The sequence below is a fragment of the Streptomyces sparsus genome (genome assembly GCF_054776295.1).
On the sequence record NZ_BAAHCA010001742.1, the window covers coordinates 1 to 518 of the forward strand.

Here is a 518-nt window from a genome sequence, read left to right on the forward strand (position 1 = left end):
GCTCGGCGAGTGCCGCGGCGACGGTGCCCGCTGCAGCCTCCGGCAGCTGGGCGCCGAGCGCACGCAGTGTCCGGCGGACCGTGTCAGCGAGGTCCCGGCCGGACTCCGTGTCGGGGAAGCGGGCCAGCCCTGCCGCCGGGCCGTCCGGCAGCAGCGCCGCCTCCGTACCGACCAGGACACACACCCGGTCGGCGTCCCCGGCCGCGGTGTGCAGCATCTCGGCGGGACTGACCGTGACGGTGTCGTGCGGGCGGTGCGACGTGTCGCGCCAGCTCTCGTCGCTGACGATCAGCAGGTCCTCGTCGGCCGCCGCCTCACAGACCTCGTGCAGCAACTCCGGTGGCACGGCCGTGCCGGTGGGGTCGTCGGCGACGGACAGCAGCAGCACCCCGGGGGCCGGACCGTGCCGGCGCGCCCGGCGGACCGTCTCCAGCAGCGCGAAGGGGTCGGGCACTCCCCCGCACTCGGCCGGCACCGGCACCGGATGGACGGAGCGGCCGAGCAGCCTCGCCTGCGCG

1 protein-coding gene is annotated in these 518 nt (G+C 76.8%); it reads right to left on the reverse strand.

Going from position 1 to position 518, the window contains the following annotated elements:
* Window positions 1-518, reverse strand: a 518-nt coding sequence (locus ACYVE9_RS30600) for an aminotransferase class I/II-fold pyridoxal phosphate-dependent enzyme (RefSeq protein WP_461031095.1), incomplete at both ends; no start/stop codon positions are given.